1 protein-coding gene is annotated in these 507 nt (G+C 45.0%); it reads right to left on the reverse strand.

Going from position 1 to position 507, the window contains the following annotated elements; genetic code table 11:
- Positions 1 to 242: hypothetical protein (locus N1032_RS28095; RefSeq protein ID WP_259544040.1), on the reverse strand; the 242-nt coding region annotated here is incomplete at its 3' end.
- Positions 243 to 507: the final 265 nt, after the last annotated feature.

Genomic DNA, 507 nt, shown 5'->3' on the forward strand with positions numbered 1-507 from the left:
GCTTCTGGGAGCGGTTCAATCACAACGGTATCCGACCATAGGATTGCATCAGTATCGTGGCGTACAATGCGTTCTGCGAGCCCCTCGGGGTTAGCTGTAGCCTTATCATTAATCTCTTTGTTCTCTTGTGGAACATAGAACTGAATACTGCTATTAGCTTCTTGGAGATCAGTCTTCTCAATAGCACGTTGCATTTGAGAACCACGAGTTAAACAGTGTCCTGCCAGATATAACTTAGTCATAGAATTCATCCATGTTCATGGGGCCAGAACGGTCTGTACGGGCCACCTCAGCCTTTAATGTTTTAAGATATCCAGATGTAGGGAAAGCCCTAGAAAGCCTGTCAATGCGACGCTCAAGCTCTTCTAGGGGCACTTCCCATAACTTCTCTGGCTCTTTAAGCTTGCGCTTCCTTGTACGAGCCATCTTTCCAATTCTCTATTGGGTGTGGAGTTGATTCACGAATGATACGTTTACATGCTGTGTAAAGAATATCATACTTCACTA

The sequence above is a fragment of the Herbiconiux daphne genome (genome assembly GCF_024979295.1).
Taxonomy (GTDB): Bacteria; Actinomycetota; Actinomycetes; order Actinomycetales; family Microbacteriaceae; genus Herbiconiux; species Herbiconiux daphnes.